The sequence below is a fragment of the Bacillus sp. ISL-4 genome (assembly GCF_018613275.1).
Lineage (GTDB): Bacteria > Bacillota > Bacilli > Bacillales > DSM-1321 > Peribacillus > Peribacillus simplex_E.
In genome coordinates this window covers 1-26,890 of the sequence record NZ_JAGGQN010000003.1, presented here as the reverse complement: position 1 = coordinate 26,890, position 26,890 = coordinate 1, and the positions used below count along the sequence as shown (strand labels likewise).

The following is a 26,890-nucleotide window of genomic DNA, read 5'->3' as shown; positions in this document are numbered from 1 at the left end:
GGTAAACGCGTAATGTTTATTTATCAAGGACGAAAGAAATGAAAATAATCCGGCCTATTCATCAGGTCGGATTATCAGGCTATATAGGCAAAAACATACAATTACTTATGCGTGTGTCGAGTATGTGGGCGGTGCGGCGGAATTTGGAAATTATGTTCTTCCATCATTTTATAATGTTCTTCAAAATGTGAAACCATTTTATCGGCTTCTTCTTTTGAAAGTGCGCCATACTCGACATATTTTTGAATCAATATCTTTTTGTCAGCGAGTATCTGCTTTTGGATCTTAGCGATTTCTGATTTTTGAGCTTCAGTGAATTGGACACTTTCCGGTTTTGCTTTATTTTCCTGTGCAGCCGGGTGATTCAGGTTAACCAAGAACAGGGAACATGCTGTTAAACAGATGACTAAAAACTTTTTCATGAATGAACGACTCCTTCTATTTGATTTTTGTTGAACCTATAAAACCTGAAAGTCTCTTCCTAATGGTCGATGTTTTTTCAATATGGAAGATTCCTCATTTCTTTATTATCATTTACAGCATTTACAGTTTTATGTAAAAAAACAGGGTAAGGGTTTGTTACAGAAAGATATGGGTAATTTAAATGTAAGCAGAAAATTTCGTTGTAGCTTCTTATTAATAATAAATCATTTAAAGAAGGGAAGAAGGGGATAATCATGATTTGGACAATTATTGGTGTAATAATATTATTATGGGTTCTTGGTTTAGTCTTTAAAGTGGCTGCGGGATTTATACATATCTTGCTTATCATCGCGGTCATTCTCATTTTGGTTAAAGTTTTTAAGGGAAGGAATCGAACATAGATGTGTATTGAAAGCTAACGTGGATGTAAAGGCGGCCTGATGGACAGGTCGCCTTTTAATTTTCCATCAGGTTGTCAATCATAAGGAAGTGGCTGGCCTAACAGCCTCTTATGAATCCATATCGCTGCTTGGGTACCATCCCCCATCGAGATGGTGACTTGTTCGGAATGGGCAACGAGGTCGCCGCCTGCCCAGACTCCTTTTATATTTGTTTCTTTAGTCCGTGGATGAATCACCACATGATTGTTTTCATTTACTTGCACACCTAATTGTAAGGCTAGCTCATTATTAAGTTTGTTACCTTTAAATGCCGTGAATGCCTTTTCAGCTTCGATTATTTTACCTGATACTAATTGTATGGCTGTCAACTGCTGTTTGGCATCAACATGAACCTCACAAACTTCCTCTTCGATTACGGGAATCTGATTTTCCTTTAACTTTTCCCTATACTCATCATCAATTTTTGTTTTCAAATGATTTACGTAAATGATATCTTTTGACCAATATAATAGAGTAAGCGCCATGCCCGCGCCCGCATTTCCGCCCCCCATGACAACGGTTTGCTTATCCATGATCTCATACCCATCACAATCAGGGCATATATATGTGGATGTCCCAAGAGTTGGATAGATGTTTTTGATTGGAGGAATGTTATCGGTAATGCCAGTACCAAGAAAAATCATTTTGGCTTGATATTCCCTGTCATTCTTTGTTTGGATAAAAAACATGTCCTGCTTTTTTTCAAGAGATTTCACTGTATCATCCAAGAATCCGACACCGAATTTTTCAGCGTGCTGTCTGCCAAGCGTCCTTAATTGTTTGCCGCTTACCCCATCAGGCCATCCAAGAATGTTATGGTAAGCCTTGGCAATTGAAGATCGGCCTTGAGCAGAATCAATGACGATAATATCATGTTTATATCTTCCGAGCTGGATGGCTGCCTGAATACCGGCTATACCTCCACCAATAATAATGCAATCTGCTTGTTTCATGAATTCACCGCCCATAAATTTGGAATAAACCTAGTGTTATTCTATCTGTAAAAAATATACCACTAGTCGCTGGCGCATAAACAAAAAAGGAGGAAGTCCGCAGCTGGCAGACCTTCCTCCTTTCTTTAATTCCTATATCATTGATTCTGTATTGGTTCAAGCCATTCTTGTGCCCAATTTTGAATTTCGTTCATTACCGGTGCAAGGGCCTTGCCTTTTTCAGTTAAAGAATATTCAATCCTGACCGGTGTCTCTGGATATACGTCCCTTTTAACAATACCTTCAATTTCCAAGTCCTTTAAACGTTCAGAAAGAATCCTGCCGCTTATCGGGAATGCAGATTCAATATTACAAAACCGTTGAGGGCCTTTAAGTAATTGATTGACAATCAATCCAGTCCAGCGTTTACTCAAGATTTGCATTCCTTTTTCAAATCGTGGACAAAGTGTCGTATTATTCATCATATCACCTCATTATTAATATATTATAATCCATTTACCTCAAATGTAACAACTTTACCGATAATTATTTAGTTACTAGAGATGTTATAGTATAAGAAATTTATGAGCTTACTTTAAGTATCATGAAAAGTTTTCCGTCTCAGAATTGCCACACTTTAAAAAAATGTGCTTTTTAAAAATTGTGTTCTTTAGAGATACCATGAAAAATATGTTATTTTAATATTGAAGTAAAAAGTTTTGCAAATGGAAGGATCCGTGGGGAAAGATGAATGATTTACTGCAAGAGGCCGTATCCTTTATCAGGACAAGTTATCCGGAATTATTGAAAACGGAAGAGGACATAAATGGCAGGATCGAACAAATTATCAAGGAAATAAATGAAACAGGCAGATATGAACATACATATGAAGAATTGGTATATGGTGCTAAATTAGCTTGGCGTAATAGCAATCGTTGCATTGGGCGCTTTTTTTGGGAATCGCTGAGGGTAATTGATAAAAGGATGATTCAAAGCGAAGAGGGAATAGTATCGGCTCTCTTTGAGCATATCGAATATGCTACGAATAATGGGAGCATCAGACCTGTGATTACAATTTTCAAACAGAAAGATCATGATCGAAAAGTGGATATTTGGAATCATCAGCTTATTCGATATGCAGGATATGAGACGGAACATGGCGTAATCGGCGATTCAAGTTCAATCGAATTCACCAAGCAATGTATGGCATTAGGATGGGAAGGGAAAATCGGACCTTTCGATATTTTACCCCTTGTAGTCCAATTGGACGGAAAAACCCCTAGTTTTCATGATATACCTGAAAGCCTCGTTAAAGAAGTTCAAATCATCCACCCTAAGCTAAAATGGTTCAAAGATCTTCAAATCAAATGGTATGCGGTTCCAATCATTTCCGGTATGAGGTTGGAAATTGGCGGTATTACTTATTCAGCTGCACCATTTAATGGGTGGTACATGGGAACGGAAGTCGGTGCCAGGAACCTTGCGGATGAAGAACGCTACAATATGCTGCCGGCAATCGGGGAGAGGATGGGCTTGGATATTAAGCGTGATTCGAATTTATGGAAAGATAGAGCCCTGATCGAACTGAATGAAGCAGTCCTTCATTCGTATAAAAAACACGGAGTCAGCATTGTAGATCATCATACAGCAGCTAAACAATTCAAGAAATTCGAAGAAAAAGAAACCTCTTGTAACCGGAAAATAACGGGGGACTGGACCTGGTTAATTCCACCGGTGTCTCCAGCGACGACACACGTTTTTCATCAGCCATATAACAATGAAATAATGAAACCTAATTTCTTTTATCAAATTCCTCCATATAAATAAAGGTTTAAATTAACTGGCGTAGGGTATAGTTATAGCAAGTCAATAAATAAGGAGGAAGGTAATGATGGCATTAGGAAAAAACGTAGTATTAATAGGAGTCGGAGTTGCCGGAGTCTCATTTTTATCGAATAAAACGAACAGAGGAAAAGTGAAGGACATATGGTCCAATGCAAAAGCAAAAACAGTAGGCTTTTGGAATAGGAAGGCTTCCGAGCTGGATCCAGTAATTGAAAAGGCAGGTCACCCTGATCCATATGATCATGACGATAATAAAATGGTAGATGAAGGCGCCATGTATGGTGTTCACTATTATAATAATGCGAAGCATGGATAATGCAATCAGACTCGCTTGGGGATACCCAAGCGTTTTTTTCATTATATTTTTCAAATGAAAAAAATCAGATGATTGCGAATTCGGGATAGGGATTCATGGTATTAAATTCTTTATTGTGCTTTAAATGAATAAGGATTAAGATTAAAGAATCGAAAGGAAGTGGATACGAGTGAGCAGCAGTTCTTATGATCCTGAACCCAGAAAGAAAGAGGAAGCCAATATGATGCTAGAAGTCGAGACTGTTATTCTCCATGAGTATCTGCTCGAAGAAGGTAAATAAGGCTTTCTCTATAGAAGAGGAGGTCAAGAAATGATTGAAATCTACAAGACGGATGAAAACCGTCACCTAAACAATATCGAGGACATGACAAAAGGTTCCTGGGTGAACATTGTTGCGCCCACAGAAGCTGAAATAGATTATATATGCACGACTTTGCAATTACCGATCAATTTCATGAAAGATCCACTTGATGATGAAGAAAGGCCACGAATCGAAAAAGAGGATGATAATGTTTTAATTATTGTCGACTTCCCATATTTGACCAGGGACGAAGCAGACTTACCGATCTTTGAAACGATCCCCATCGGTATGATCTTTACCAAAGACTGTTTCATTACAGTGTCTTTGAAAGAAACACCGATATTGGCGAATTTCAAAAACAATAAAATCAAAGGATTTTTCACTAATAAGAAAACAAGGTTTGCTTTACAAATATTATTTGAGATTTCATCCTATTATTTACGATACCTGAAACAGATTAACAAGATGACTAATGAAGCGGAACGTGAATTGCATCAGTCCATGAAAAATAAGGAATTATACACTTTCCTTGCTTTGGAAAAAAGCCTGGTTTATTTTACGACATCATTGAAATCCAATCGCGTAGTACTTGATAAGATCCTCCGTTTTAATTATTTGAAAATGTATGAAGAAGATAAAGAATTGCTTGAGGATGTAATCATCGAAAATGCTCAGGCAATCGAAATGGCAGAAGTGTATCTATCCATTCTTAGCGGTATGATGGATGCATTCGCTTCGATCATTTCCAATAATGTCAATAATGCCATGAAGTTTCTAACCTCGGTGACCATTATTTTAACACTTCCGACGATGGTGGCAAGTTTTTACGGAATGAATGTGGAACTGCCATTTGAACATAATCGGTTTGCTTTCATTTTTACATTATTAATTGCCATCACATTGGCTGGGACGACGGCATTCATTTTTTGGAAGAAAAAATATTTTTAAAATTAACCGGCTTATTAAGCCGGTTTTGTTTTATTCCTCAAAAAAATCAGAAAATCCTTCACTGTTAATCCGATCCGCATAAGGGTTCTCATCCTTTACATTCTTTGCATCCAAATTTGTTTTAATTACTAAACGGGGACTCTGTGATGCTTCTCTGATCATTCGGTCGTTCAACTCTTTAAAATCCGGTACATTCTTATTGCCGGGTTTGTTTGGTTCCAATAAAACCACCTCCATTCCTATCTTTGCAATAAATGATGGGGTGTATTCATGAATATTCTTAGGTTTGGGAAGGATAAAGGACTGAGGAGGAGATCATGATGACCAAATGGAACGAGCAAGCAGCGCCCAATAATAATTTAAGGGCAAGTGATTTAAACACAGGTGAAGCCGATAAAGCAAAAATGGATTCAAAAACAATTGATGGAGATCAATTGAATGATCTGAAAATTCAAAGGGAAATCAGAAAACAAAATATATAAGACCATGATTAATGTAAAGTGAGACAGGGTCATGCAGAGGAAAACGCTTGGCTGTTAAACCAAGCGTTTTTTTGCGTATCATGAAGGCGGAGTTCCATGGTTTATTTAGGATTCTCTTTTATCAGGAACGTTTTTGCTTTTTAAGTGAAGAAGGTTGAGTGAAGGCCCCGGTTTCTTTCGTAGTGGTACCTTGCCCCTCTATCTGAGAAGAACCTAAACGAGTTTGTGAAGCATCTTTCTTGTTTTTCCCATTCATGTTTATCACCTCGATATTACTTTCCCTATTTCCTTTAGATCCTATACATATATTGAAGGTGAAAAGGACAGGTTAGAGGGTAGAGGAGGTGTGTGTTGATGTCAAAAATCGGTGTTGAAGAATCATTAACGAATATTCAGGAAGCACTTCGCGAAAAAGGTTTTGATGTTGTGGAGATTAAACAAGAAGCTGACGCAAAAAACGTGGATTGTTGTGTGGTAACAGGGTTGGAAAGTAATGTGATGGGTATAAGCGATACTTCATTGAAAGCGTCCATCATTGAGGCAAATGGTTTAACGGCTGATGAAGTGTGCCGCGAGGTTGAAAATAAAGTGAACATGATTCAATAGTTCAAAAAGTGCCTAAACCGACATAGGGTTAGGCACTTTTTCAGTTCAAGGTTACTGTGCTATGGAAATTGCCGCATTCAATTCCACCGCTACATTACCTTTTATCGCTTTAGAAATCATACATGAAGTTTCAGCTTTTTCAGCAAGTTTCCTCGCTTTTTCAATCACTTTTTCAGAAGTGCCCGGTACTAATACAAGTGCAGGGCAATGAATGATTTTCTTATAGGTGAATACACCATTCGTAACATCCACTAACGCTTCCGATTGCATGGACAAGCTCGCCTTTTCTATATGGGCTCGCTCTAACATGGCAGCAAAGGTAATGATATAGCAGGTCGCTGCCGCCCCAAGAAGCATTTCATCAGGATTAGTGCCGATCCCTGGTCCCTCCATTCCAGTAGGAATACTTATCTGTGTTTGAAGATTCCCTGAATGAATCGTGCCGATATCATTTCTGCCGCCGGGCCATTCGGCGGTTAAATGAAAGTGATGTATCGTCATTTTTTTAACCTCCTTACTATTCTATAGTGTAAACGATTTAACCCGGTTAAGTATCCGATTTTGCTCACTCAGTCGTATTATCCAGTAATCGGACGAATTAAGTTTCCAGTAGGCCGAATTTCCGCAAGCTGACCGAAGCATTGATATAAAGGATACATGTTGATGAAACAAAAGGCAGAGGCATTAGGCTATTTTAAGCACAATATTGGATAGGCTTTTCTATAATGATATAGACGGTTTTATATAAAAAATTCTTCATTAAGGAAGGGCTGAAAAGTTGACTACATTGAGTAATATGTTCGATTTGACTAATAAAACGGCTATCATCACCGGCGGCGGCAGAGGACTGGGCAAACAAATCGCCATGGCGTTGGGGGAGGCTGGTGCAAATATAGTCATTGCTTCACGAAATCTACCTCTATGTAAAGAGGCATGTGAAGACTTGCAATCGATGGGTGTTAATGCCGTTGCCTTTGAATGTGATATCACGGATGAGAGTGCCATTGACCATGTCGTCAAGGAAACGGTTGCTCAATTCGGCACGATTGATATTCTTGTCAATAATAGCGGTACGTCCTGGTCAGGTCCGCTTTTGGATCTTCCCAAGGATAAGTGGGAAAAAGTATTGAATGTTAACGTTACAGGTACATTCCTGTTTTCACAGGCTGTAGCGAAGGTCATGAAGCAGCAAAATTCCGGAAAAATCATAAATATTGCATCGGTGACAGGTCTTGGCGGGACGTTTCCTGAGCTATTGGATACGATAGCTTATAATACCAGTAAGGGTGCCATCATTACAATGACCAAGGATTTAGGAGTTAAACTTGCTAGATACGGGATCCAAGTCAATGCAATTGCACCTGGATTTTTCCCGACTAAAATCACAAAGAAAATTCTTGAAAAGTCTGACTATGACATATTAGGTAAAACTCCGGCTGGCAGGTTTGGCGATGAAGATGATTTAAAGGGTGCCGCCGTATTTTTAGCCTCACAGGCTTCTGACTATATGGTTGGTCATGTTTTGATCATTGACGGTGGAATATCGGCATTAGTGTAAACGGAGGAGAAAGGAAGGAAGAAATATATGACGGGAAAATCAAATTTTTATAAAGGGATTAAATTACTAGGCACACAAAAAGAGCAACAGCTTAATGGTAAAATTCAGGATCTGCTAAATAATCGTGAGTTAATAGAAGCAGTAAGCGACAATGCCCGATTGCAGATTCCTAGAATAAATAGAATGCAGGAAGCCTCAGAAAGAATGTCCATCATCATGAATTATCCAACAAAAAAAGATGTAGCGAGTGTAGCGAAATTAGTCATCCAGCTCGAAGAAAAAATTGATAGTTTAGAAGAGCTGGTCTCAATACTTGTAGAGGATAGGGGCGGGAACGTCAGAGGTAATTCTTCAGTTAGTAATAAACGCAATGCTTTATCATCGCGCAGTAAGAAAAAGAAGTCAAGTCGGGAATCAAATGAAATGGAAGGGCGTAAAAAAAGAGTATCGGATTTTATAAATAACTCATTATTGTTAAGCTCGCAGTTACCTGAGTTCGATTCACTTGGACAGGGTAATTCAAATGTCTAAGCGGAAAGTGCCGAAAAATCAATCTGATTCCATATCTAAATGGAAACATTTTATGGATATTCCTAATCAGCCAATGCCTGAAATGGGACTGACGCCGAAGATAGCGGTGTGGAAAAAAAACAAATCAACGCTTTGGTATTATCCATCAGCACAAAAAAAATATGATGTGCCGGTTTTTCTTATATATTCACTAATCAATACTCCTTTGATTCTTGATTTGTCCCCCGGGAATAGTTTAATAGAATCTTTTGTAGATGAAGGTTTTGATGTGTATTTGCTTGATTTTGGAAGTCCGGGCTTTGAAGATGGTGAAATATCGATCGAAGATTATATCGTCGATTATATTCAAAAAGGAGTACAGCGGGCATTACGCCACTCTGGAGCATCAGAAATTACAATCATGGGATTTTGCCTCGGCGGTACAATAGCCGCAATATATGCTGCCATTGCAGACGAGCCAATCAAGAATTTGATCCTCTCCGCTACACCGGTAGATTTCAGTGCCTCAGAATTTTTTGATCAATGGCAGGAAGCGTTAAAGGAAGGTACCGCGGATTTTAACGATACGATTGATATTTATCAAACGATCCCAGCCAGTGCAGTTAAATATGGAATCCGGTTAATTACATCTCCTATCTATATATCACCCTATTTATCTTTATTGAATCAAGCGGATGATGATGAGTACGTTCAAAATTGGCGCCGCTTCAATGCTTGGGTTAATGGGCATGTACCATTATCCGGAGCAGCCGCAAAACAATTAACCAAAGACCTTTTGATAAAAAATAGCTTGGTTAATGGGGGATTTAAGGTAAGGGGAAAAAAAGCTAAGCTATCGAAAATTGATGCTAGTGTTTTGGTAATAGCGAGTAAGTATGATCGATTGGTCCCGCAGGAAATGATTTATCCGGTAATGAAGCATTTAAAATGTAAGGATAAGACATTTAGCCTAATAAAAAGTGGACATGCTGCTAAACAATATACCGGTGTACTCCCATATTATTTGAAAGAATGGCTACCAGGGCGTTCTTCACCAATTCAATAGGTTACTAGGGGGATGTGAAATGTACATGTTGAACGCCAGTGAGGATATCAAAATCATGCCGGTTGTAGAGTATATAGGTTTTGCATCATTGATATTTTCAAAATTCTTTGCAACATTTCCGGATTACTAAAGTGAAATAAATGAAAGGGCTGGCTCGTTATTTAGAACCAGTCCTATTGTATCATTGATAAAATTTCACACGGTCTTCAAGTGGTGAGAAGTCTTTATCGCCAGGCTCTGCAGTGGGTTTTCCAAAGGGCATTTGAGCGATGAGTTTCCAATCACACGATATATCCCATGTCTTTCTCACTTCGTCATCGATTAAAGGATTATAATGCTGAAGACTTGCCCCAAACCCTTCAATTTCCAAGGAAGTCCATACGACAAATTGTAAAATGGCAGACGATTGGTTCGACCAAATCTGAAAGTTTTCGGCATACGTTTTGAATGTTTCTTGAAGCCTATCTATAATGGCCTGATCTTCATAGAATAAAACCGTACCATACCCATTTATAAATGACTTCATTTTTTCTTCAGTTTTTTCAAAATCTTTGTGACCGACTGCTTTTCTTAATGTCTTTTTCGTGATATCCCATAATTGGTCGTGGCTTTGACCAGTTAAAACAATCACTCTTGCACTTTGGGAGTTGAAAGCGGAAGGGGAATATTGAACGGCATGATCGATAACTTCTTTAATCCTTTTATTAGGAACAACACGTTCCTTGCTAAGGGAATAATAAGAGCGTCTATCTTCAATTGCGCTAAAAAAATCTTTAACCATATATCACACCTCCATTCTTTATACCGATTTATTTTGACCTGATTTTAATATTTTATGATAAGTGAATACGGGTGAAATTATTTGAATGAAAATGGTTGACAAATTTATCACTGTCGTTTATCTTTAAATCAAGATATTTGCATTAAAAGTATTGTGCAGGTTAAATACTTTGAATTCGAGATATTATATATGGATTAATTCATCTCCGTAAGGGGAGATTTATAAAGATAGGAGTGGTACGGATGGAATTAAAAGGATTGCATCATGTTTCGGCGATTACAGCTAAAGCGGGAAATAACTTTGAATTTTACACAAAAGTCTTAGGGATGCGATTAATTAAAAAAACGGTGAATCAAGATGATGTACGTGTGTATCACTTATTTTATGGAGATCAAATTGGTTCACCGGGTACGGAATTGACGTTTTTTGAGATTCCCAATGCTGCCCGCACTCATGAGGGGAACAATAGTATTTCAGAAATTTCCTTAAGGGTGAGAGATGATGAAGCACTAGGATATTGGAAAAAACGGTTTGTTGAATTCAATGTTGAGCATGATGAAATATCAAGCCGTTTTGAAAGGAAGGTGCTTTCTTTTAAAGATCCTGAAGGGCAGAGGCTTCTTTTAGTTTCCGATCAGGATAATAACGGCGTTCAAGGAGGATTACCATGGGGTGGAAGCCCGGTGCCGCAAGAGTTTTCCATTCTTGGATTAGGACCAGTAAAACTTACTGTACCTAATATTGTACAAACAGAACGCGTTCTTACCGAGGTATTGGGGTTCAGGAAATCAGGCACATACCCATCCTCAATAAGGGGGAAAACTCCGATAGTCGTTTACGAGACAGGTGAGGGAGGAACTGGAGGGGAACTCCATATTGAAGAAAGGAATGACATACCTCGGGAAAGGTTGGGGAGGGGTGAAGTACACCATATTGCCTTCCGGGTGGATAATGAAGGGGAACTGAGAAAATGGATAGAGAAAATTAGTGAATCGAAATTCGTGAACTCGGGTTATGTGGACCGCTTTTATTTTCATTCACTCTATTTTAGGGAGCCGAATGGCATCTTATTTGAATTAGCTACTGATGGACCGGGTTTTGCAGTGGATGAAGCAGAGCAGCACTTAGGTGAGAACCTTGCCCTGCCACCATTTTTAGAATCGAAAAGAAAAGATATTGAAGCGAATTTAAAACCGCTGAATACAAAACCAACAAATTAATCAACGGGAAAGGAAGTAATCGGCATGCAAAAGCAAAATGCAGGAATACATCATATAACCGCAATTGTAGGCAATCCTCAAGAGAACGTGGATTTTTATGCTGGAGTATTGGGACTGCGTATGGTGAAGAAAACCGTTAATTTTGATGATCCAGGCACCTATCATTTGTATTTCGGAGATGAATCAGGTTCTCCGGGAACTATCATCACTTTCTTTCCTTGGCCTGGGGCATACAAAGGGAGAATTGGCTCAGGACAAGTGGGGGTTACAACCTATGCCGTTCCGGAAGGATCATTGGGTTTCTGGGAAATACGTTTAGGTAAATTTAACATAGACTATAAAAAGGTTTCACGTTTCGGCGAGGAATATCTGGAATTTCAAGACCCACACGGTTTGCAACTTGAACTGGTTGAGCGTAAAGAAGGGAAAAATAGCGAGTGGTCATTCGGCGGTGTACCAGCTGCCAAGGCGGTCAAGGGATTCGGCGGTGCCGTATTATTGACATCAAAACCGATCAAAACGATGGAACTATTAGAGAAAGTGATGGGCCTGCAAAAAATTGAGGAAGAGGGCGATTACATCCGCTTCAAATCCACATCCGACACCGGTAATTTGATAGATGTTAAAAAAACGGTTTTGCCCAATGGGAAAATCGGAGTGGGAACTGTCCATCATCTTGCATGGCGTGCAATCGATAATGAAGATCATAAAGAATGGAGGGAGCATATCGCCAACCATGGCTATGGTGTGACACCCTTTACAGACCGTCAATACTTCGATGCCATTTATTTCAGGGAAGATGGAGGCATACTTTTTGAAGTTGCCACAGATCCACCTGGCTTCGCTCATGATGAAACGAAGGAAACGATGGGGAGTAAATTAATGCTTCCGCCATGGCTGGAAGAAAAAAGGGGAATCATGGAGAAAACGTTACTGCCGGCAGTGCCGAGAGTACTGGAGGAGGATAAATGATGAAGCATATTTTTCAAAAAGGAAGTAATCCAGAAGCGCCATTGCTTTTGCTTTTACATGGCACTGGAGGAACGGAAACAGATCTCTTGCCATTAGCGGAAATGGTTTCACCGGGATCATCCGTATTAAGCGTACGGGGAAATGTACTTGAAAACGGAATGCCTCGTTTTTTCCGCCGGTTATCCGAAGGGGTTTTTGATGAAGAAGATTTGATCTTTCGTACGAAGGAGCTTTATGACTTCTTGGAATCAGCGTCCAAAAAATATGACTTCGACCGTGAAAGAGTGGTAGCATTAGGTTATTCCAATGGTGCAAATATAGCGGCAAGTTTGCTGTTCCATTTTGAAGGGGGATTACAAGGAGCGATTCTTCATCATCCAATGGTGCCTAGACGAGGTATTGCATTGCCGTCCCTTTCGGATATACCTGTATTTATTGCTGCAGGTAAAAACGATCCGATTTGCCCGGCAGCAGAAACTGATGAACTTAATCAACTTTTACTGCAAGCTGGTGCTACAGTGGATGTTCAGTGGGAAAATTACGGTCATCAGTTAACACGTTCAGAGGTTGAGGCAGCGGGTTCATGGTTTCAAAAGAACTTTTTATAAGAATGAGAGGGAATGAAGATGATTTCTGTTAATCCTGAAAGTCTGACTGAACGGGATAATTATAAGTTTTTGACTGGAAGCATTATCCCGAGACCTATAGCCTTGGTTACGACAAAATCCGAAACCGGTACAATCAATATAGCGCCGTTCAGCTTTTTTAACATAGTCAGTTCAAATCCTCCGATGATTTCCATTTCTGTTCAACGGAAAGAAGGGGTTTCGAAGGACACGGCTCGAAATGCAATTCAAACAGGTGAATTCGTTGTTCATATCACTGATGAGAATAATGTAGCTGATGCAAATCGAACGGCGAAGGAACTCCCATCTGACGAAAGTGAATTGGGTCTTACCAATTTCACGCCGGCTGTTAGTGATATGGTATCCGTACCTGGATTGCAAGAAGCGAAGGTACGCTTTGAATGTACATTAGAGCATGCGATACCATTGGCAGGTTCCCAGAATAAACCTGGTTGTGATTTATTGATAGGGAAAATAGTCTGCTATCATATAGAGCAAGATATTTACCATAATGGCCGAATTGACCAGAATGGGCTAAAACCTGTAGCAAGATTAGCGGGTCATACTTATACAAAACTAGGGGAATTATTTGAAATAGAACGTCCTTAAGTGAAAAGAAAGAAAAAATGTCGTCATCTTTTTAAGATGGCGTCATTTTTTTAAATCAAAATAACCCGGTTAGCTTTATCTTCCATTTTAATGTGGTAAGCGACTGTTCCAAAAACGAGCAACCATTTCATATTTATGCCGCCGGCGCCATGATCGTTAGAATTTTAAAGGAAGTCTTTACAATCTGAAACAAAACTTGACAAATTTTTCATAGATTGATAAAGTTATAAAAAAATAATTTCTTATCCAGAGAGGTGGAGGGACTGGCCCTATGAAACCTCAGCAGCAGGTCTACAAAGACACTGTGCTAATTCCAGGGGGTGAAACCTTGATAGATAAGACCGTACGTGTTTATTTGTCAGTAACGCACTCTTTTAGAGTGCGTTTTCGTTTTTTCTGGATCCAAGATTAAGGAGAGTAAGAATGGAGAACAAAAGGAAACATGATTTTCAAAGGAAAATGCAGGCACGGCATATAATAATGCTATCGCTTGGCGGGGTGATTGGAACTGGTTTATTCTTAAGTTCGGGTTATACGCTTCAACAGGCTGGCCCATTCGGCACCATCCTTTCGTATCTGATTGGAGCTTTAGTGGTTTATCTAGTCATGCTATGTCTTGGTGAACTGGCAGTACATATGCCCGAGACAGGCGCGTTTCATAGCTACGCAGCCAAATACATCGGACCAGGGACAGGGTATACAGTAGCCTGGTTGTATTGGCTAACCTGGACTGTTGCACTAGGTTCGGAATTTACGGCTGCAGGATTGTTGATGCAGCGATGGTTTCCATCAATCAATGTCTGGATATGGAGTGCTCTATTTGCCATATTGGTCTTGGCTTTAAATGCGTGGACCGTTAAGTTTTTCGCTGAATCCGAATTCTGGTTTGCGTCTATAAAGGTATTTGCTATTGTGATATTTATTATTCTGGGAGCTGCAGCAATGGTAGGTTTTATTCCAATAATTAATTCACAATCAGCTCCGTTATTATCCAATTTTACAAGTGCAGGTTTATTTCCGAATGGTGCTTTTGCCATTCTAATGACGATGCTCGCGGTGAATTTCGCATTTTCTGGAACTGAATTAATCGGAATTGCAGCTGGAGAAACAGTGAATCCAGAAAAAACGATACCAAAGGCAATCCGTATGACATTATGGAGATTGATTATCTTTTTTGTAGGAACCATTGTTGTATTATCCGCATTATTGCCTATTTCGGATGCAAGCGTACTAGAGAGCCCCTTTGTTGCAGTTCTCGAACGAATTGGAGTGCCGTATGCAGCGGATATTATGAACTTTGTTATATTAACTGCCATTTTGTCTGCTGCAAATTCAGGATTATATGCATCATCCAGAATGCTTTGGTCACTTGCAGATAAGAAAACTATATCACCCATATTTGCAAAATTGACAAAACGGGGTGTTCCGATATATGCAGTCCTTTTCAGTATGTTGGGAGGTGGTTTAGCCCTTTTCTCGAGTATTATTGCACCGGATACTGTATATATAGTGCTTGTATCCATTTCTGGACTAGCCGTGGTAGTAGTTTGGATGAGTATTAGCGCGTCGCAGTTTCTATTTCGCAGACGATTTATAAACAAAGGAAATTCAGTAAATGATTTGGCTTATCATACACCATTATATCCACTCATACCAATCGTATCTTTTTTTCTATGTCTTGCTTCTTGCATAGGAATTGCATTTGATCCTACACAAAGAATTGCACTATATTGTGGCATTCCTTTTATTTTGCTTTGCTATGGAAGTTATTATCTGACACAAACTATAAAGAAAAAGAGGAGTAGAACATGAAGAATAAAATTAGCCCAATTGACGCAATATTACGAGATCATTCAGTCATGATTTTGGACGGAGCTCTAGCTACAGAGCTTGAAAGGCATGGTTGCGATTTGGACGATCCTCTGTGGTCTGCACGTGTATTACTTGAAAATCCAGAAGTGATTTATCAAGTTCACTCTGACTACTTTCGGGCTGGTGCTGACTGTGCGATAACGGCAAGCTACCAAGCAACAGTTGAAGGTTTCGCCCTCCGCGGAATACAAGAGAAAGAGGCTTTGGAACTAATCCGGAAAACGGTTTTACTTGCAAGGGAAGCAAGAGATGAATTTTGGAAGGAAGAAGAATATCAAACGATTAGACCTAAGCCATTGGTTGCTGCATCAGTTGGACCTTATGGGGCTTACCTTGCAGATGGTTCAGAGTATGTAGGAAACTATGGTGTTTCAGATGAAACTTTAACTGCATTTCATCGCTCGCGAATATCTGCTTTGATTGAAGCCGGTGCTGACATTTTAGCATTTGAGACGATTCCTTCCCTGCAAGAAGCAAAAGTATTACATTCATTATTGAAAGATTACCCAGAAGTCTATGCTTGGCTATCCTTTTCATTGAAAAATGAAAAAGCGATTAGTGACGGTACATTGCTTGAGGAGTGTACCAGATTGTTTGGGGACAGTGAGCAAATTGCAGCAATTGGCATCAACTGTGCGCCTGTATCAGGTATCACGGAAGCCATACAGGTGATGCGTTCAAACACGCATAAACCAATTATAGTTTATCCGAATTCTGGTGAAACATATAATCCGGAAACTAAAACCTGGCATGGTCAAGAATCATGTAACAGGCTCGACCTGAAATCTGAAGAATGGCACCATGCAGGGGCACGTTTAATTGGAGGATGTTGCAGAACGGCACCGCATCATATTGCAGACATTTCAAGAAAGTGGCGACCTTCCGTGGTGGTATCCTCCTAGCCCTTTTACTGTTATCAGGAATGTAAATAGTGGATAAATAAAAAGAACAGGAAGCGTCATAATTTGACGGGTCCTGTTCTTTTTTTGTACTAGATCGGGTGAAGGAACATCCTGGATTGACTCATATCTCTTATTTTTTCAGTGTTTTTACAATGAATTTCGGCTGAAAATTACAGGTTAATCCAAACCTGCTGCAAAAACAGGAAAAAGAGAAAATAAATCATATTTTTTGTGTGCTTGGGGAAACTAAACAAACAATGATTGGAAAGGAGAGAATGAGTATGAGTCGTGGTAAAAATTTTAATCACAAAGAAAAAGGACATCCAGGAAATCTACCCAATAATAGAATTAGCGAAGAGAAGGAACATAGCCGGCAATATGAACAAATCGAGGATATTGTCACACATGAAGCTTTCAAAAATCGGGAAAAAGAAGACGAGATGCCTTGATTTATTGGGAAACAGTATATTGAATGAGACACTTTTAAACAATCAAGATATGGGGCAATTTTCCATACCTTTAAGGATTTTATAATTTTGCTTTCCGAAAATAGAAGCACATCATGAGGCTTCCAAAATTCAGCTTCGTTTTTAGCTTTAAAGATGAGAAAGCAATTTCCATTTATATACTTAGGAAAAACCATGAGCTTTGCTATGGTTTTTCTTTCATTGCATATAAATCAAGAGGGAAAGTCGGAGATTAAACTTAAATAAGCATATATGGTGGATAGAAAAAACAGCGGAATTTACTCATCTTCCCTTGATGGAAAAGGAAGTAAGTTTAAGAAGATAACAGAATAATGATGATGGAAGCATTCAATTAGTCGACTTTCTTCTATATATAAATAATAAAACTTAATTTTCTAAACTCGGCGCACTATTAGAATTCTAAAAACCACCAATCCCAGTTAGTAAGTTTAATTACATGTAACGCCAAAAGGGCAAACTCAACGATTAATCATAACCGACTTATCCTAACTGGTTAAAGCCATGGAAGTTTACAGTTTTAATTAAATCATGCCAGTTACATCGTGAATATTATAAGAACCTGGTGATGAAGGGCAGTGCATTCCCCCATATACGAATGTCTGCTATGTTTCATTTTGTTTATCGCGATTTATTTCCACTTCTCGTTTAGCTCTAATAAAAGCGATGAATTGAATCGTTTCCTCTTCAGAAAGAGAGATTCCATCTACAGCCAGCTCCATATTTGGTGAATCCGTTAATTCCATGACTCGAGGTGACTCTGTGGTAATATCTTTAGATGGATAATCCACTCGACCTAGAATGTAATCGGTGGATGTATCATATAAGCCTGCTAATAAATTAATCGTTTCTAATGAAGGGCGGCGATGGCCCGATTCATAACCTGCATAGGTACTCTTGGCGATTCCGAGTCTGTCAGCGGTATATTGCAAAGACCACCTTTTGGCCTTCCTTAATGTAGTTAATCTATTTACAATCATTCTTATTACTCTCCTTTTATATAAATCCATTATAACATCATATTGGAAAAAGCGTACGCGTAATGAATGATTTTAGCTTGATTTCACTCTGGAACATGACTATAATAACATGTGGTGTACGCGTAACATGTACATTTACAGCGAAAACATCCTTTTCTAAGATGATTGAATGATTGTAAAACAGGGAGGCTTTATAGGGGGTAGTATATTGGAGAAGTTGAAGTCAAAAATGAAGAAGTTGATGTTAATTACTACAGGTGGTACAATTGCATCGTTAGAAGGAAAAAATGGACTGGTTCCAGAGATGAAAGCTGACGAATTTTTAGGACACCTGCCGGGATTGGATTTACTTTATCAGATTGATAGTAAGCCTTTGATGAATATTGATAGTACAAATATGCAGCCGGAAGATTGGACAGAAATGGCACAATCCATTCATGAGCACTACCATGATTACGATGGCTTTGTGATTACCCATGGAACAGATACAATGGCTTACACTTCAGCTGCGCTCTCATATATGTTACAAGATTTAGGGAAGCCAATTGTCATTACAGGTTCTCAAATCCCAATTGCCTTTAAAAAGACAGATGCCAAAAGAAATATCTCTGATGCGATCCGGTTTGCTTGTGAAGATATTGGAGGAGTATATGTTGTTTTTGATGGTAGAGTCATCCAGGGTACTAGGGCCATTAAATTGAGAACTAAAAGCTATGATTCGTTTGAAAGTATTAACTATCCATATATCGCTACCATATTCAAAGATAAAATTGAGTATCTAAAGCCAGTTCATTCACCAAAGAAAAAGGAAGCTAAGTTAGATGCTTCCCTATGTACTGATGTTGCTTTGGTTAAGCTGCATCCCGGTATTAAGCCTGAATTCTTTGATTCTCTGAAAAATCAATGTCGGGGAATCGTAATTGAAAGTTATGGCAGCGGTGGTATTCCATTTCAAGGAAGAAATATATTAGAAAAATTGAATGAGTTGGTACAGTGTGGAATATCCGTAGTCATTACTACCCAATGTTTAGAAGAAGGGGAAGATATGGATATTTACGAAGTGGGACGAAAAGTGAATAAGAATGTCATCATTCGTTCCAGAAATATGAATACAGAAGCCATCGTTCCTAAGTTGATGTGGATTTTAGCCAAGACACAGGATCCCAAAAAAGTGAAGGAAATGATGGAAACACCGATTGCAGAGGACATTACATTATAGTACAAACAAAGGGGTAAGAGGAAATGTTGATAGAAGAGAAAACATACCGAATCGAGAAAGACTTTCTTGGGGAAAAGGAAATTCCGGCAGATGTTTATTATGGAATACAAACTCTACGCGCTGTAGAGAATTTTCCGATTACCGGTTACAAAGTCAATGAAGAAATGATTCGTGCGCTAGCTATGATTAAAAAAGCAGCCGCTTTAGCAAATATGGATACCAAACGGTTATATGATGGTATTGGAAGCGCTATCGTCAAGGCTTCTGATGAAGTGATCGATGGAAAGTGGCATGAATATTTCATCGTTGACCCAATTCAAGGCGGCGCAGGTACATCGATGAATATGAACATTAATGAAATCGTTGCCAACCGTGCGTTAGAACTCATGGGACACAATAAAGGGGATTATGTACAATTAAGTCCAAATAGCCATGTTAACATGTCGCAATCAACCAATGACGTATTCCCTACTGCCATTCATTTATCAACACTACGGCTTTTAGAGCAATTGTTACAAACAATGACCAAGATGAGTACGGTTTTAAAGAATAAAGCAAAACAATTTGATCATGTTATCAAAATGGGACGCACACATCTTCAGGACGCAGTTCCAATTAGACTCGGTCAAGAATTTGAGGCATACAGTCGCGTGTTGGATCGGGACATAAAACGAATCAGTCAATCACGTCAACATTTATATGAAGTGAATATGGGGGCAACTGCAGTGGGAACGGGATTGAACGCAGATCCTCGTTACATTGAAAATGTTGTTAAATATTTAGCTGAAATCAGTAACTTGCCGCTTGTAGGAGCAGAACATTTAGTAGATGCAACCCAAAATACGGATGCATATACTGAAGTGTCAGCTTCATTGAAAGTATGTATGATGAATATGTCTAAAATTGCTAATGATTTACGTTTGATGGCTTCAGGACCGAGAGCGGGATTAGGAGAAATCACACTTCCAGCACGTCAACCAGGTTCATCCATCATGCCAGGAAAAGTAAATCCGGTAATGCCAGAATTAATTAATCAAGTCGCATTCCAAGTAATTGGGAACGATAATACGATTTGCTTAGCATCAGAAGCAGGACAACTAGAATTGAATGTAATGGAGCCAGTGCTTGTATTCAACTTATTGCAATCAATTAGCATAATGAACAATGCTTTCAATGTCTTTACAGATTATTGTTTAGAAGGCATTGAAGCTAATGAGCAACATTTAAAAGATTATGTCGAACAAAGTGTTGGAGTGATTACAGCAGTCAATCCGCACCTTGGGTACGAAGTGGTTTCACGTATTGCGCGTGAAGCAATACTAAAAGGCAAATCAGTTCGCGAACTTTGTTTACAATATGATGTGTTGACAGAAGAAGAATTGGATCTCATTCTAAATCCTTATGAGATGACAAAACCCGGTATAGCGGGAGCTTCTCTTTTTGATCGGCAATAACCAGTATTTTAGTAGAAAACATTAATCTATATGATTTTTGATGTAATGACTATGCCTTTAGGACCGTTGGTATAAAGGCATAGTCATTTATTATATACATTCCTTTATGAAATGTTACCCTGCTTTCAGGTATTAAAATCTGAATATTCAGTTATTTTTTGACCGTCGATCTAATCATGGAGGGTGTTTAACTATTCATAATCCATCCCCCATGGAATATATCTAATAGCATTGGGTGCTACAGATCCTCATAAATATCCAAATAAGCCAGTCAGTCTGCTAAAGTGCCAGCAAAGCAACTTTTTTAGGAACTAAATCCACAGTGCTTGTAGACCTATTAACATTTCAGGTCCGTAAATTAAGAATCCAATTCCTCCTTAATATAATATTTTTGAACCTAATTAAGTTAAGTATTGATGATGATACATATAAAAAACTCATACCAAAATAGCAGCTCTTTATTTAATAGGTCCTATTAAAGCGAAGAAAAACGATTACCGCCATTGATGATTTTGATCCGCAATTGCAAACCATCCATTTATCCATGTTGAAGGGATTGATTGGTGAACCTGTAAGTGAGGTGGAGCAAGAAGGGATGTACTATGTCACTTATACCGATTACGCAAATTATAAAGTGGTCTTCGTATTTGAAAGCTCCTGGATTAACCCAGATCCAAGATTGAATATGTATACGGTTGAATTTGCGTCAGATTGATAAGGAATACGACAAAAAAGGATCGTCCCTTTATTACCGAGGGGTGGTTCTTTACTGTTAGTATCTTTAAATGGTTTCTTACCACAGGAAGAATTTTGTTTATAAACCTGAGCTTACCGTTCTATTCAATATGATTCAGCCATACATTAAAAAGATGTAAATAGAATGATTAAGGGGGAACTGCTTTGTCAGAAGGTGTGCATAGTATCATTTTACCTGTTTCATTAAAAACGGTATGGGGATTTGTCAGTGTCATAGATCACTGGGCACCTCTTGTCCCAGGATATATCAATCATGAGATGATGAATGAAAGGACACTCATTTGGGAGTTTAAAAGCGATTTGGGATTAATGAAGAAGAAAATAAAACTTGAAGTGAATATATTGGAATGGATTGAACCCGAAAAGGTAACATTTAAACTTAAGGGATTAAATGAAAAATTTGATGGGCATGGCTATTTTTTAGCAGAACAGTGCGGAATTGGACAGACTAAAATGACTGGATGCCTGGCGATTACGGCAAAAGGAGCTAAAGCCCCTATCGTCAATGCTTTGTTAAAAACCTACGTTCCCCAAATGACGATCGAGTTTTCTGAGGCAGTTGCACAAAGTCTCCTAGTACAAAAATAGAAATTACATATTGGAGCTAACATTATTGAATATTGGCACTTGACAATTATACCTAAGTGGTATGTATTATAAATTGTAAGATTTTTATCGATCCTTCATTTCAACTGTATAGGTTTTGTGATGGATGTCTGGATAGGATTCATAAGTAATAGGCATGGTAGGAGGCCTCACATGGAATATGATAAGCAGGTTAAAAATAGAGTGAAGCGAATTGAGGGACAGCTTCGTGGGATATTGAAAATGATGGAGGAAAACAAAGATTGCCGAGATGTAGTAACGCAGTTATCTGCCACTAGATCTGCAATCGATAGGACAATCGGGGTAATAGTAAGTTCAAATCTTGTAGAATGCGTCCGGGAGGCTAATGAAACCGGAGAAAAGAATCCCGAAGAGCTAGTAAAAGAAGCTGTGAATTTATTAGTGAGAAGCCGATAAGCAATTATATTTATGGTTATTGTTGAATTGGAATTTTTAGGAAAATGCTTGAAAACAATTTGACCAATCTGAGAAATTCTAGTGTCCAGGGTGGATGGATTTTTTTAAAATGGGCCTCTACAGGAAGAGGCCTTTTTTTGAATTCTCTGTTTTCATTTCTGATAAGCAAATCCTTTGATATAAAGAATTTGCATGGTATCCTTAAAGGGATAAAAATTGAGTGAGGGTATACTATGGAATTTACGCATGTTACATCGGTTTTGCTCGGCCTCGTCATCATTCTAAATATTTTATTTGCCACGATTGTCATATTTTTTGAAAGAAGGGAAGCGAGCACCACCTGGGCTTGGTTATTGGTGTTATATTTTCTCCCTGTAGTTGGTTTTATTTTATATCTCCTTTTTGGTACGAGTTTAAGGCACGCCCACTTATTCCAATGGGAGGACAAGAAGAAAATCGGGATTGAAGAAATCCTTGATAAACAGATGGAAGAGCTTTCAACGGATCATTTTCCTTTTCGAAATGCTTCTTCAAGTAATTACCGTGATTTGATTTATATGCATCTCCGGAACAATGATGCCGTGCTTACTGAAGATAATCAAGTCGATATTTTTACGGAAGGAAAAAATAAGTTTGACCAGCTTTTTAAAGATATCGAAGCGGCAGAAAACCATATACACATACAATACTACATCATTCAAAGGGATGGCCTTGGTAAACGATTCATTGAAGCTTTGACTAAAAAAGCGAATGAAGGCGTCAAAGTTCGGGTTCTTTATGACGAGCTGGGTTCTAGGGGGATGACTAAAAGTTTCTTCAGGGAATTTAGGCAGGCAGGAGGGCGAGTGGAGGCATTCTTTCCATCCAAATTAAAATTTATAAATTTACGTCTGAATTTCCGGAACCATCGAAAGCTAGTCATCATTGATGGAAAAGTAGGGTATGTTGGAGGCTTTAATGTTGGTGATGAATATTTAGGGCTTAATCCAAAATTCGGTTTTTGGCGTGATACACACCTTCGAATAAAGGGTTCGGCTGTCAAAGCCATTCAAACCCGCTTTATCCTGGATTGGAATCAGGCATCAAAGCACCATGATATAACTTATCAGCCTCATTATTTCCCTGTTTTAAAGCCTCAAGGCAATATAGATTTGCAAATAGTGACAAGTGGGCCGGATTCTGAATGGGAACAAATTAAAAATGGCTATATTAAATTAATATCTTCAGCAAAGAAATCGATTCTCATTCAAACACCTTACTTCATACCGGATGCAAGTTTATTGGATGCACTCAGGATTGCCAGCTTATCAGGGTTAGATGTAAAAATCATGATTCCGAATAAACCTGATCACCTTTTCGTTTATTGGGCAACAACGTTCAATGCAGGGCAGTTATTAAGAGCGGGAGCTAAGATATACATTTATGATAACGGCTTTATTCATGCGAAGATGATCGTGGTGGACGAAGAGGTCTCCTCGGTGGGGACTGCTAACATTGATGTCCGTAGTTTTAAATTGAACTTTGAAGTAAATGCCTTCATTTATGATGAAGGAATGGCCGAAACACTGACAAAGATTTTTTATAAGGATGTCGAAGTATGCAGGCAGCTTACAATTGAAGAGTTTGAAAAGCGTTCAAAGTGGATTCGTTTTAAAGAGTCCATTGCAAGGCTGGTATCACCCATATTATAATTTTTAAAGATGCGGACCATTACTATATGGGACGCTCAGACTGTAGACAAATTCGTAAAAAGCGAGTTTGCCTGCAGTTTTTTTCTTTGAACAACGTTCAAAATTTTACAAACACTCAAAAAAGTTCTAGCTATGATTTCAGAAATCCGTTCCTTTCCGCCGACTGTCTGCCAAGCCTCATCAAAGCAAGCGTCACCGGGGTCTCGGCTAGCAAATTTTCGGCAGGAGTGTCGCAAATAATAAATCACGGAGTATAACCAAGACTGTTTTAAAATTATAGTAAACATCTCTTCGGTAAAAATAGTGAAAGGGATTCGGCAGGAGACCATTTTGGACTCCATTTTGGTACAATAGTTTATATCCATAAAAGGGGGAAATGTCGTGAAAACGTTTATAATCACAGGAGCTTCAAAAGGTTTAGGGGCTGCAATCGCCAAAGGATGTTTGCAGACGAGTGATCATTGCATCTTAGTTTCCCGTACAGCCCATCCTGAAATGCAGCAGATGGCTGACCGATCCGGGACGAAACTTACTTTTATTTCGATGGACTTGAATGAAACTGAAAAGTTACCTTCCTTAGTCAATGAGATTCTTGCTGCTGTCGATGAAACAAGTGACATTTATTTCATTAACAATGCAGGTGTCATTGAACCGATTAAGCCGGTAGGAAACCTTGGTATAGTAAATTTGGAAACAAGCATGCGGGTGAATTTCATGGCACCCATCGTATTGGCTGATGAATTCGTTAAACAGACAAAGGACTGGAACAGAAAGAAGGTAATGGTCAACATATCTTCAGGAGCAGCAAAAAACCCTTATCATGGCTGGTCAGCCTATTGCAGCACTAAGGCGGGGCTAGAAATGTTCACACGCGTTGCAGGGTTGGAACAGGATAAAACATCTTTCCCTACGTCTCTCATTTCTTTTTCACCAGGTGTAATGGATACGGAGATGCAAGGGACAATCCGGTCAGCAGACGAACGGGACTTTTCTGATCGAGTCAAATTCCATGAATATAAAGAGAATGGCATGTTAAGAAGCACCGAATTTGTGGCAGATAAACTTTTGCAGCTTCTTGAAGCGGAAGATTTGGAGAATGGGAAGTTCTATGATATTAAGAATTTACTTTGATGTATGGGAGTATGTGAAACGAAAAATCAACTGATGGCTTATAGCGTGGGGTTGTCCCTTAGGACAGCCTCTTTTTTAGTGATCCTTCATTCCCATTTAAAATAAAGTCTAAAAAACCAGGATATCATCAATAGGAAATGTGATAATGCGTTCTATCCAATTACCTGAATGACATAAACTTTTTTGGAGGGAGTTTGGAGGGCTTTAAATGACGATCATTATTGTAAAAAAAGGTGACAGTCTTTGGGAAATTGCCACGAAAAATAAAGTTGACCCATCGAGGATAATTGAAGTAAACGGATTGGAATCAACAACTTTGGTCCCTGGCCTGGCATTGTATATACCTAATGAAAAAGCGGTGAATCGGAGGTATCTAATTAAAAGTCAGGATACCCTTACTAGAATAGGCAGTCGTTTTGGTACGAGTGCAGCGGAAATCATGGAGGTCAATCCAGGAATCGTTGCAAACTCGCTAAAAATCGGTACGGAAATTTTAATTCCGTCTCCTTACAAAAATCAATTGATTACGCTGGGTTTTGCTTTCCCGACTTCAGGTGGAGTAGTGTTTGAAACACTTGAGCAGAATGGTGATAAACTATCCTATTTAGCCATTGTAGCTTATTCGTTTACAAGGGAAGGAAATGCATACGTTGATGGCGATGATCTCCCCCTTATTGCGAAATGCGAGCAGACAGGGGTGAAGCCGCTACTGATGATCCGGAACTTCCAAGGTGGTGATTTTGATGCTGATTTGGCTGGTGATGTCCTTGCTAGTTCAGTATATAGAGCGAATTTAATCAATAGTATGCTGAATTTCGTTACGGAGAAAGGCTATGGGGGTGTCAGTATGGACATCGAATTCATCCCACCTGCCAGGCGTTCCGATTATGTGCTTTTTTTAAAAGAATTAAAGGAGGGGTTGAACGAACTGATCCTGCATGTGAATGTACATGCAAAAACAGCGGATAATCCTAATAATCGAATTGTAGGGGGGCATGATTATCGGGGGATCGGAGAGGCAGCCGACCTTGTTGCCGTGATGACCATTGACTATGGGTATCCAACTGGCCCGCCTGAACCCATTTCCCCACTTTGGTGGATGGGCGAGGTTCTTCGTTATGCTTTGACGACTATACCTGAGTATAAACTGCAGTCGGCATTTCCTATGTATGGATACGATTGGATAGTACCAAGCCACGAGACTAAAGCTTTATCAGCTCAAAATGCCCAAAATCTTGCCATTGCAACTGGCTCTGAAATAACTTTTGACACTTCAGCGGCTTCCCCTACCTATTCTTATCGAAGAGAGAATTCGAACCATGTAGTTTGGTTTGAAGATATTCGATCGATAAGCGCAAAATATGAAATGATTGATGCATATGAACTGATAGGTGCAACTTATTGGCAGATTGGTTTGGAATTCCCGCAGAATTGGGAGTTTTTAGATAAGAATATCTGGATTATCAAATAGAATGAATGGGTGCCAGGTGGTCAAAAGAAGTGTTATATATTTTTTTTCCTTGTTTGGTTGTGCAGCTTTTATCAGGGGCAAGCCAATCACACCGAGCAAGATTTTAAAGAGAGACAATATTCTTCGACTGGCCCTTGAAACATAAAAAAGGAGCCATGGAAAATGAACTGCACCCCAATTGTTAGACAACATCTAACAATTGGAGGTGCAGTTTTTTTGACTAAATATTCGATAGACGAAAAATCAAATGCAGTTTTAGAGTACTTCGCAA

The 26,890-nt window shown here is 38.9% G+C and carries 32 protein-coding genes, 1 pseudogene and 1 riboswitch; of the genes and pseudogenes, 24 read left to right on the top strand and 9 right to left on the bottom strand.

The features are described 5' to 3' along the window. Window positions 1-101: 101 nt before the first annotated feature. On the bottom strand, window positions 102-422 hold the full coding sequence (locus tag J7J00_RS01845; RefSeq protein WP_214786977.1) for a YckD family protein: 321 nt from the start codon (window positions 420-422) through the stop codon (window positions 102-104). 255 nt (window positions 423-677) lie between these two features. Between J7J00_RS01845 and J7J00_RS01840 the strand changes: the two genes are divergently transcribed. Next, window positions 678-824: a lmo0937 family membrane protein gene (locus tag J7J00_RS01840; RefSeq protein WP_142244687.1), complete on the top strand. Its 147-nt coding sequence runs from the start codon at window positions 678-680 to the stop codon at window positions 822-824. A 74-nt stretch (window positions 825-898) separates the two neighbouring features. Here J7J00_RS01840 and J7J00_RS01835 read toward each other — a convergent pair whose 3' ends face one another. Together J7J00_RS01835 and J7J00_RS01830 are read right to left on the bottom strand one after the other, a co-directional pair. Continuing rightward, a complete protein-coding gene (locus J7J00_RS01835) occupies window positions 899-1,816 on the bottom strand; it encodes an NAD(P)/FAD-dependent oxidoreductase (protein WP_214786975.1) in 918 nt (305 codons plus the stop codon). 137 nt (window positions 1,817-1,953) lie between these two features. Next, entirely contained in the window at window positions 1,954-2,277 is a 324-nt protein-coding gene (locus J7J00_RS01830) for a winged helix-turn-helix transcriptional regulator (RefSeq protein ID WP_098369429.1), read from the bottom strand. 265 nt (window positions 2,278-2,542) lie between these two features. On the opposite strand from J7J00_RS01830, the gene J7J00_RS01825 reads away from it, so the two are divergent. The 3 genes from J7J00_RS01825 (at window position 2,543) to J7J00_RS01815 (ending at window position 5,205) form a co-directional block, all read left to right on the top strand. After that, window positions 2,543-3,622, top strand: coding sequence for a nitric oxide synthase oxygenase (locus tag J7J00_RS01825; protein WP_214786973.1), 1,080 nt, complete (start codon window positions 2,543-2,545; stop codon window positions 3,620-3,622). A gap of 64 nt (window positions 3,623-3,686) precedes the next feature. Then, window positions 3,687-3,956: a hypothetical protein gene (locus J7J00_RS01820; RefSeq protein WP_142244697.1), complete on the top strand. Its 270-nt coding sequence runs from the start codon at window positions 3,687-3,689 to the stop codon at window positions 3,954-3,956. A 310-nt stretch (window positions 3,957-4,266) separates the two neighbouring features. Beyond that, window positions 4,267-5,205, top strand: coding sequence for a magnesium transporter CorA family protein (locus J7J00_RS01815; protein WP_098369430.1), 939 nt, complete (start codon window positions 4,267-4,269; stop codon window positions 5,203-5,205). Window positions 5,206-5,235: 30 nt separating this feature from the next. Here J7J00_RS01815 and J7J00_RS01810 read toward each other — a convergent pair whose 3' ends face one another. Next, window positions 5,236-5,427 carry a hypothetical protein gene (locus J7J00_RS01810; protein WP_396020467.1) on the bottom strand — a complete coding sequence of 64 codons (192 nt, stop codon included), beginning with the start codon at window positions 5,425-5,427 and terminating at the stop codon, window positions 5,236-5,238. A gap of 98 nt (window positions 5,428-5,525) precedes the next feature. Between J7J00_RS01810 and J7J00_RS01805 the strand changes: the two genes are divergently transcribed. Beyond that, entirely contained in the window at window positions 5,526-5,687 is a 162-nt protein-coding gene (locus J7J00_RS01805; protein WP_214786969.1) for a hypothetical protein, read from the top strand. 121 nt (window positions 5,688-5,808) lie between these two features. On the opposite strand, the gene J7J00_RS01800 is transcribed toward J7J00_RS01805, so the two are convergent. Continuing rightward, window positions 5,809-5,943 (bottom strand): YuzL family protein, encoded by a 135-nt coding sequence (locus J7J00_RS01800; RefSeq protein WP_098369432.1) that lies wholly within the window; start codon window positions 5,941-5,943, stop codon window positions 5,809-5,811. Window positions 5,944-6,041: 98 nt separating this feature from the next. Between J7J00_RS01800 and J7J00_RS01795 the strand changes: the two genes are divergently transcribed. Beyond that, window positions 6,042-6,293 carry a YkuS family protein gene (locus J7J00_RS01795; RefSeq protein WP_214786968.1) on the top strand — a complete coding sequence of 84 codons (252 nt, stop codon included), beginning with the start codon at window positions 6,042-6,044 and terminating at the stop codon, window positions 6,291-6,293. A 51-nt stretch (window positions 6,294-6,344) separates the two neighbouring features. Here the strand turns inward: J7J00_RS01795 and J7J00_RS01790 are convergent, their stop codons facing one another. After that, on the bottom strand, window positions 6,345-6,794 hold the full coding sequence (locus J7J00_RS01790) for an OsmC family protein (RefSeq protein ID WP_214786966.1): 450 nt from the start codon (window positions 6,792-6,794) through the stop codon (window positions 6,345-6,347). Between the two features lie 295 nt (window positions 6,795-7,089). Here J7J00_RS01790 and J7J00_RS01785 point away from each other — a divergent pair, with 295 nt between their 5' ends. The 3 genes from J7J00_RS01785 to J7J00_RS01775 are packed head-to-tail and all read left to right on the top strand — an operon-like array spanning window position 7,090 to window position 9,427. Further along, the gene (locus J7J00_RS01785) at window positions 7,090-7,851 is read left to right on the top strand and encodes an SDR family oxidoreductase (protein WP_214786963.1); all 762 of its coding nucleotides are present in this window, start codon (window positions 7,090-7,092) and stop codon (window positions 7,849-7,851) included. Between the two features lie 27 nt (window positions 7,852-7,878). Continuing rightward, window positions 7,879-8,382, top strand: coding sequence for a hypothetical protein (locus J7J00_RS01780; RefSeq protein WP_214786961.1), 504 nt, complete (start codon window positions 7,879-7,881; stop codon window positions 8,380-8,382). Continuing rightward, window positions 8,375-9,427 (top strand): alpha/beta fold hydrolase, encoded by a 1,053-nt coding sequence (locus tag J7J00_RS01775; RefSeq protein ID WP_286201135.1) that lies wholly within the window; start codon window positions 8,375-8,377, stop codon window positions 9,425-9,427. The genes J7J00_RS01780 and J7J00_RS01775 overlap by 8 nt, the downstream gene beginning before the upstream one ends. 181 nt (window positions 9,428-9,608) lie before the next feature. Here J7J00_RS01775 and J7J00_RS01770 read toward each other — a convergent pair whose 3' ends face one another. After that, window positions 9,609-10,208 carry a nitroreductase family protein gene (locus J7J00_RS01770; protein ID WP_214786959.1) on the bottom strand — a complete coding sequence of 200 codons (600 nt, stop codon included), beginning with the start codon at window positions 10,206-10,208 and terminating at the stop codon, window positions 9,609-9,611. A 242-nt stretch (window positions 10,209-10,450) separates the two neighbouring features. Between J7J00_RS01770 and J7J00_RS01765 the strand changes: the two genes are divergently transcribed. The 7 genes from J7J00_RS01765 (at window position 10,451) to J7J00_RS01735 (ending at window position 16,858) form a co-directional block, all read left to right on the top strand. Further along, entirely contained in the window at window positions 10,451-11,428 is a 978-nt protein-coding gene (locus J7J00_RS01765; protein ID WP_214786957.1) for a ring-cleaving dioxygenase, read from the top strand. Window positions 11,429-11,452: 24 nt separating this feature from the next. After that, complete coding sequence (locus J7J00_RS01760; RefSeq protein ID WP_214786955.1) at window positions 11,453-12,400, top strand: ring-cleaving dioxygenase; 948 nt, start codon at window positions 11,453-11,455, stop codon at window positions 12,398-12,400. Beyond that, window positions 12,400-13,008: an alpha/beta hydrolase gene (locus J7J00_RS01755; RefSeq protein ID WP_214786953.1), complete on the top strand. Its 609-nt coding sequence runs from the start codon at window positions 12,400-12,402 to the stop codon at window positions 13,006-13,008. Before J7J00_RS01760 ends, J7J00_RS01755 begins: the two co-directional genes overlap by 1 nt. Window positions 13,009-13,026: 18 nt before the next feature. Next, window positions 13,027-13,635: a flavin reductase family protein gene (locus J7J00_RS01750; protein WP_214786951.1), complete on the top strand. Its 609-nt coding sequence runs from the start codon at window positions 13,027-13,029 to the stop codon at window positions 13,633-13,635. A 239-nt stretch (window positions 13,636-13,874) separates the two neighbouring features. Beyond that, window positions 13,875-13,977, top strand: a riboswitch (SAM riboswitch). A gap of 81 nt (window positions 13,978-14,058) precedes the next feature. Further along, on the top strand, window positions 14,059-15,447 hold the full coding sequence (mmuP, locus tag J7J00_RS01745) for an S-methylmethionine permease (protein ID WP_214786949.1): 1,389 nt from the start codon (window positions 14,059-14,061) through the stop codon (window positions 15,445-15,447). After that, window positions 15,444-16,409, top strand: coding sequence for a homocysteine S-methyltransferase (gene mmuM, locus J7J00_RS01740; protein WP_214786948.1), 966 nt, complete (start codon window positions 15,444-15,446; stop codon window positions 16,407-16,409). Before mmuP ends, mmuM begins: the two co-directional genes overlap by 4 nt. Before the next feature lie 281 nt (window positions 16,410-16,690). Then, complete coding sequence (locus J7J00_RS01735; RefSeq protein WP_162878727.1) at window positions 16,691-16,858, top strand: hypothetical protein; 168 nt, start codon at window positions 16,691-16,693, stop codon at window positions 16,856-16,858. Between the two features lie 641 nt (window positions 16,859-17,499). On the opposite strand, the gene J7J00_RS01730 is transcribed toward J7J00_RS01735, so the two are convergent. Further along, window positions 17,500-17,874: a helix-turn-helix domain-containing protein gene (locus tag J7J00_RS01730; protein WP_098369443.1), complete on the bottom strand. Its 375-nt coding sequence runs from the start codon at window positions 17,872-17,874 to the stop codon at window positions 17,500-17,502. A 229-nt stretch (window positions 17,875-18,103) separates the two neighbouring features. Here J7J00_RS01730 and J7J00_RS01725 point away from each other — a divergent pair, with 229 nt between their 5' ends. Then, entirely contained in the window at window positions 18,104-19,093 is a 990-nt protein-coding gene (locus J7J00_RS01725; protein WP_214787261.1) for an asparaginase, read from the top strand. Window positions 19,094-19,116: 23 nt separating this feature from the next. Further along, on the top strand, window positions 19,117-20,547 hold the full coding sequence (aspA, locus tag J7J00_RS01720; protein WP_098369444.1) for an aspartate ammonia-lyase: 1,431 nt from the start codon (window positions 19,117-19,119) through the stop codon (window positions 20,545-20,547). A 251-nt stretch (window positions 20,548-20,798) separates the two neighbouring features. On the opposite strand, the pseudogene J7J00_RS27825 reads toward aspA, so the two are convergent. Next, window positions 20,799-20,918 (bottom strand): annotated as a pseudogene (locus tag J7J00_RS27825) (hypothetical protein); the annotation flags it as partial. Between the two features lie 122 nt (window positions 20,919-21,040). Between J7J00_RS27825 and J7J00_RS01715 the strand changes: the two are divergent. The 6 genes from J7J00_RS01715 (at window position 21,041) to J7J00_RS01690 (ending at window position 26,619) form a co-directional block, all read left to right on the top strand. Next, window positions 21,041-21,262 carry a DUF4309 domain-containing protein gene (locus J7J00_RS01715; RefSeq protein WP_309487125.1) on the top strand — a complete coding sequence of 74 codons (222 nt, stop codon included), beginning with the start codon at window positions 21,041-21,043 and terminating at the stop codon, window positions 21,260-21,262. A gap of 185 nt (window positions 21,263-21,447) precedes the next feature. Continuing rightward, window positions 21,448-21,891 carry an SRPBCC family protein gene (locus J7J00_RS01710; RefSeq protein WP_214786943.1) on the top strand — a complete coding sequence of 148 codons (444 nt, stop codon included), beginning with the start codon at window positions 21,448-21,450 and terminating at the stop codon, window positions 21,889-21,891. A gap of 171 nt (window positions 21,892-22,062) precedes the next feature. Further along, on the top strand, window positions 22,063-22,326 hold the full coding sequence (locus J7J00_RS01705; RefSeq protein WP_214786941.1) for a metal-sensitive transcriptional regulator: 264 nt from the start codon (window positions 22,063-22,065) through the stop codon (window positions 22,324-22,326). A gap of 233 nt (window positions 22,327-22,559) precedes the next feature. Next, a complete protein-coding gene (cls, locus tag J7J00_RS01700) occupies window positions 22,560-24,017 on the top strand; it encodes a cardiolipin synthase (RefSeq protein WP_214786939.1) in 1,458 nt (485 codons plus the stop codon). 381 nt (window positions 24,018-24,398) lie between these two features. Continuing rightward, entirely contained in the window at window positions 24,399-25,148 is a 750-nt protein-coding gene (locus J7J00_RS01695; protein WP_214786937.1) for a (S)-benzoin forming benzil reductase, read from the top strand. 208 nt (window positions 25,149-25,356) lie between these two features. Next, on the top strand, window positions 25,357-26,619 hold the full coding sequence (locus tag J7J00_RS01690; RefSeq protein ID WP_214786936.1) for a glycosyl hydrolase family 18 protein: 1,263 nt from the start codon (window positions 25,357-25,359) through the stop codon (window positions 26,617-26,619). Window positions 26,620-26,890: the final 271 nt, after the last annotated feature.